At 62.3% G+C, this 5,465-nt stretch carries 6 protein-coding genes; 4 read left to right on the forward strand and 2 right to left on the reverse strand.

All coding sequences use genetic code 11. From position 1 onward, the window contains the following. Positions 1-186: 186 nt before the first annotated feature. Both AAAB16_RS22670 and AAAB16_RS22675 read right to left on the reverse strand, forming a co-directional pair. Positions 187-1,581 carry a methyl-accepting chemotaxis protein gene (locus AAAB16_RS22670; RefSeq protein WP_340665374.1) on the reverse strand — a complete coding sequence of 465 codons (1,395 nt, stop codon included), beginning with the start codon at positions 1,579-1,581 and terminating at the stop codon, positions 187-189. A 151-nt stretch (positions 1,582-1,732) separates the two neighbouring features. Continuing rightward, entirely contained in the window at positions 1,733-2,125 is a 393-nt protein-coding gene (locus tag AAAB16_RS22675) for a DUF4345 family protein (protein ID WP_340665375.1), read from the reverse strand. A gap of 128 nt (positions 2,126-2,253) precedes the next feature. On the opposite strand from AAAB16_RS22675, the gene AAAB16_RS22680 reads away from it, so the two are divergent. The 4 genes from AAAB16_RS22680 to AAAB16_RS22695 all read left to right on the forward strand — a co-directional run bounded on the left by AAAB16_RS22680 (position 2,254) and on the right by AAAB16_RS22695 (position 5,414). Next, positions 2,254-2,688 carry a DUF411 domain-containing protein gene (locus AAAB16_RS22680; RefSeq protein ID WP_340665376.1) on the forward strand — a complete coding sequence of 145 codons (435 nt, stop codon included), beginning with the start codon at positions 2,254-2,256 and terminating at the stop codon, positions 2,686-2,688. 26 nt (positions 2,689-2,714) lie between these two features. Further along, on the forward strand, positions 2,715-3,596 hold the full coding sequence (locus tag AAAB16_RS22685; protein WP_340665377.1) for a neutral zinc metallopeptidase: 882 nt from the start codon (positions 2,715-2,717) through the stop codon (positions 3,594-3,596). A gap of 84 nt (positions 3,597-3,680) precedes the next feature. Then, on the forward strand, positions 3,681-4,208 hold the full coding sequence (locus AAAB16_RS22690) for a hypothetical protein (protein WP_340665378.1): 528 nt from the start codon (positions 3,681-3,683) through the stop codon (positions 4,206-4,208). A gap of 87 nt (positions 4,209-4,295) precedes the next feature. Continuing rightward, positions 4,296-5,414, forward strand: coding sequence for a HAMP domain-containing sensor histidine kinase (locus AAAB16_RS22695; RefSeq protein ID WP_340665379.1), 1,119 nt, complete (start codon positions 4,296-4,298; stop codon positions 5,412-5,414). The last annotated feature ends 51 nt before the right edge of the window (positions 5,415-5,465 follow it).

Genomic DNA, 5,465 nt, shown 5'->3' on the forward strand with positions numbered 1-5,465 from the left:
GGCTCCCCTCGACCGCGGGCGGGGCAGAGAAGGCTACCGGTGATTTGCTAGAGATCGCGGTTAGGCCCCCCTCGCCCGCTTGCGGGCAGAGGGGGCTGATTGGTGAACTTGCTGAGGACCTCGATCAGGCCCCCCTCGCCCGCTTGCGGGAGAGGGGCTGGGGGAGAGGGCTGCGGTTGGCGCCAGTCAAACCAACGCTGACAACCGCACATCCGCCCCCAACACCCGCTGCAACTGCCCAGCGGCGGTAAACACCGGCACCGACACGGTAAAGCAGAACGCATCCGTCGCGCTGGAGCGGTACACCGGGGTGATATGGCTGGCCAGCTGTTGCGCTACCGCACGAAACCACGGCCGCTGCGCCCAATTACGGCCCTTGCAACTGGCATCTTTGTCGCCGCCTCCCAAGCCTTCGGCAAAGACGTTTTCGCTGAGCTGCGTGCCATCACTGCCCACCAGATAAAACAATTCAAAGCGCGGATCACGCTGCAAGGTTTCACGCAGAAACGCCTCAGCCCGGCCAACGTCGCCATGCAGCGCCGCTTCCATGGCCATGGCCTCGACACTGGCCTGCACGTCTTTGTGCATGCGCATACGAAAGCCACCCAAACCTTCTAGCAAACGGTCACCGCTATGGCGCACGGCCTGGCTGTGGGTGAGCACCTGGCCTGCCTTGCTCAGTAACTCGGCCGCCACCCCGGCGATGTTTTGCACATCGCCGTTGATGGCATGCACGGCGATGCCGATCTGTTCGGTGCCGGCGGCGATATGGCCGACACGTTGGTCGAGTTGGTCCATGGCTGCGCGGGTGTTGCGCAGGTCTTCGCCCATGCGCGTCATACCTTCGCGGCCATCGGCCACCGCACCATGCATATGTTGGCCGGCACTGCCGAGCTGAGCCATACCGTCGCGAAAGCGCTCGATAATCTGGCTGACTTTGCCGGTGGCTTCGGTGGTGTGCCCGGCCAGGCGCCGCACTTCATCGGCGACCACGGCAAAACCACGGCCATGCTCGCCAGCCCGTGCCGCTTCAATAGCCGCATTAAGCGCCAGCAGATTGGTTTGCTGGGAAATGCTGGCGATCACGCCAAGCACTTGGGTCACTTCTTCCAACTGGCCCACTAGCTGGCCGATCACGCCTTCCAATTGGCTTTCGCTGGCGTCGATGGCGTCCACCTGGCGTAGCACCTCGTCGCCAGTCTGCTGACAGCTACGCAAGGTGCCGGACACCTCAGCTGCCAACTTGGCCACCTGCGCCGCGCCCGGTACCAGTTCGCTGTCGAGGGTGGTGCTGACTTCCTCGCTAGCGCTGGCGATCAGCTCCGAGGCCTGCGCCAGGCGCTGGCCGCTGGCCTCGGTTTCGCTGGCGATACGCGCCAACTCCGGGGCGTGGGCGGCGATATCCACGGAGGCTGCCAAGCTCTCGCCCAGGCGCTGGTGAAGCGCGCGGGTGAAACTGTTGAGGCGGGTGTTGATGGGCTGCAAGTCGGACAGTTGACTGGTCAGGTCAAGGTTGTCCACCAGCAAGCTCAAGGCGCCGTCGTCTTCCGCGCGACGGGCTTTGGTGCGCATTAGCAACATAGTTGTGTTCTCCCTGTTAGGCACAGGGTCGTGCAAGCACAGTGCCATCACCGCAACAACAGAATTGGCGGCGGCGGCCCCTTACCGGGCTTATGCGCGTGCCCGCTTTAGAAGCCTGGCCCAGCGCCGGGGCCAGTTTTGGTGCGCGGGGTTAGCCGGGCTGACGTTGCAACAAACGCAGGGCGACATAGGCCAAAACCGCCGACGCGGCTTCATAGCCAAGGGCATAAAAATTAAAGCTCTGCCCCACCGCGCCTTCCAGGTACAGACCGGCAAGCCGGCCCAAGGCCAGGGCGGCAAACAACAGGGTCAGCAAGCTAAGGGCCGGGCGCAGAAAGCTCGGGCGCAAGGCCGAGGACAACAGAAACACCGCAATGCCCAGTTGCAACGCGCCGTAGTAGGCCCGCACATCGACTATTGCCGCGCTTTGCAGCAGCACCATGCCCGTGAGGTTGGCCATCTCTTGTGGATAAATAAAATAGGCCACGCCAAAACCGCCCAGCACCAGCGCTTGCAGCAGCAGAAAAATTTGGGCAATGCGCATCGGAACGCTCCAACAAAGGGGAAGGCAGCAGGATAGGCTGCTATGACATATGCGCAAACAGCAACCGCCTTTTGCCGCGCTAAAGCAGTGTCTATGCTTGCCGCACCTAATCCTCTGGAGCCACCGCCATGCGCCGCCTCGCCCTTCTGCCGCTGCTCTTTGCCAGCACCTTGCAAGCCGCTGAGCCGATTGCCATCGACGTCTACCGCGACCCCAACTGCGGTTGCTGCAAAGCCTGGATCAGCCACCTGCAAAACAACGGTTTCAAGGTGACCGACCATGTGGAGAACAATATGAGCGCGGTGAAAACCCGCTTGGGTGTGCCCCACAGCTTGGGCAGCTGCCACACCGGGGTTATCGACGGCAAATTTGTCGAAGGCCATGTGCCCGCAGCCGATGTGCTGAAACTGCGCCAGCGCGCCGACTTGATCGGTGCGGCAGTACCCGGAATGCCGATGGGTTCACCAGGAATGGAACAAGGCGGCCGCGCCGATGCCTATGATGTGATCGGTGTGCAAAGCAATGGCGCCGAAGAGGTACTGACGCGGTACGCCGCCCAATAGATAACTAGGTTAAGGAGAACACCGCCATGCTCTGGAAAAAAGGCCGACGCAGCGACAACGTAGTGGACGCCCGTGACAGTGGCGGTGGTGGCGGTGGCATGCGCATGGGCGGCAAAGGCCTGAGCCTGGGCGCGGTGGTGATTGTGGTGGTGTTCGGCCTGATCACCGGCCAAGACCCGATGCAGATCCTCGGCCAGTTGGCCAACCAGGCCGGGGTTTCCACCGCCCCTACCGAGCAACAAGGCCATGCGCCATCGGCCAATGATGAGCAGGCCGAGTTTGTGCGCGCCGTACTTGGCGATACCGAAGACACCTGGGGCGCGATCTTCCAGCAGGCTGGCAAACAGTACGAGCAACCCAAGTTGGTGCTGTTTCGCGGCGGGGTGAATTCGGCGTGCGGCTTTGCTTCGTCAGCCACCGGCCCGTTCTATTGCCCCGCTGATCACCAGGTGTATCTGGACTTGGATTTCTTCAAGGAAATGGCCCAGCGCTTTTCGGCGGCGGGCGATTTTGCCCAGGCCTATGTGATCGCCCATGAGGTCGGCCACCATGTGCAGACGCTGCTGGGCGTCTCCGCCAAGGTCGACAACGCCCGCAGCGGCGGCGCAAAAATGGAAGGTGCCAACGGCTTGTTGGTGCGCCAGGAATTACAGGCTGACTGCCTGGCCGGCGTCTGGGCTTTCCATGCGCAACAACGCTTGAACTGGTTGGAGCCTGGCGACCTGGAAGAGGCACTGAACGCCGCCAACGCCATTGGTGATGACCGCTTGCAGAAACAGTCCCGCGGCCAGGTGGTGCCGGACTCCTTTACCCACGGCACCTCACAGCAGCGGGTGCGTTGGTTCAAAACCGGCTATGAAAGCGGCAAGGTGGCGGGCTGCGACACCTTCAAGGCCAGCAGCCTGTAAGCACGCTTTCGTGAACGGCCCAGCGGCAGACTGGGCCGATGCTCGCTACTATCCGCGCTCCTTTTCTCGCGCGGATGTTCAACGATGAAACTCGCCCTCCTCCCGGCCGCCCTGCTGCTGTGCTGTGCCTTTGCCCATGCCGAAGGTGGCACCGAGCCAGCGGCGACAGAGGTGCCCAAGGAAGTTGTCACCCAGGTGGCGCACTTGGTCGCCTTGCTGCGCGACAGCTTTGCCACTGGCTATCCGCAAGCCACCGAAGCGCAAACCCTCGAAGTGGCCCCGCATACTTGGCGAACCCTGGTGACCTTTACCGTTGAAGGCTTCGACATGGGCAACACCTTCAACCAATACCTGGCGGTGTTTGAGCCCGGCGCCGACGAAGAGGGCCAAGAGCATTACCGCCTGATCGATGTAATGCAGATCGGCGGCGACAACTTCCGTGCTATCAACACGCTCCAGGCCACGTTCAGTCGTGACGAAAAGAGCGGTGCCATCACATTCAATATCCCGGCCATGGCCAATATGCAGGATGACGCACCCAACTTTCCCAGCGAGCCCGTGGTGATTACCCTGACCCTGACGAACGACCGTTTGGCCGAAGTAAAACCCTGAGACAGCACAGCGGCGAAACGGCGCTAGCAAGCGCAACGAAAGCGACTACTATGCCTAATCGTTGCCGTAGTCCGGGGTGGAAAAGTCATGCGTCTTGCCGAGTTTATTGTCGCCACCGTCGACCGCATCGTTGATGAATGGGAGGCCTTTGCCATGACCATTCGCCCGGCCGCCGACACCATGAACCGTGTTGAATTGCGCGACCACGCGCGCTCCATCCTGCTGGCCGCTGCGCGCGATATGAACAGCGCGCAAACGCCCATGGAGCGTGCCGCCAAAGCCATGGGCGAGGGCCCGGAGAAAACCCCGAGCCTGGATGTAGCGGCCGCCAGCCACGGCGAATTGCGCCACCAGGTGGGTTTTGACCTGGTGCAGATGACCTCGGAATTCCGCCACCTGCGCGCCAGCGTTATTCGCCTGTGGACCGACACCCTCACACAAATGGAACTGGTGCATATCCACGACCTGATCCGCTTCAACGAAGCCATCGACGAAGCGCTGGCCGAGTCCACCGCAGCCTATGCCGAGCAGGTCAACCACTCGCGCGATATCTTCCTGGCCATTCTTGGCCACGACCTGCGCGCGCCGTTGCAGGCGGTGAGCATGTCCAGCGAAATGCTCGCCAGCAAAGCCGACCTCGACGATAAAGCGCGCAGCCATGTGCAGCGCATCCGCAACAGCACCCGGCATATGGGCGCGATGGTCAACGACCTACTGGAATTCGTCCGCAGCCGCCTGGGGCAAAGCCTGCCCATCGTGCGCAGCCCCCTGAATATGAGCGTACTGGCCCAGGCCGCCATCGACGAGGCCAGCGCCGGGCAACCCCTCAGCGACCTGCGCTTTGAAACCGCTGGGCAAACCGATGGTGAATGGGACCAAGGCCGCATCGAGCAACTGCTGCAAAACCTGATCGGCAACGCCCTGCAACACGGCGCCAGCAACCTGCCCATCACCCTGCGCCTGCACGGCAGCCCCGACAGCGTGTCCCTGACCCTGCATAACCACGGCGAGCCGATTGCCGAAAACGCCATCTCCACCCTGTTCTTCCCCCTGGTACGCAGCGCCAGCGACCGCGCCGGCGAAACCAGCCTGGGCCTGGGGTTGTTTATCGTCAACGAAGTGGTGCTCGCCCATGGCGGCAGCGTGCACGTCACCTCCAACGAAGCCGAAGGCACCACGTTTACGGTGATGTTGCCCAAACATTGATCGCTGCTGCTAGGGCTGTTGGGCTTCGCTGCGCTCAACCCAACCTACGAG

Origin of the sequence: Pseudomonas sp. (assembly GCF_037994325.1) — a bacterium.
GTDB lineage: Bacteria > Pseudomonadota > Gammaproteobacteria > Pseudomonadales > Pseudomonadaceae > Aquipseudomonas.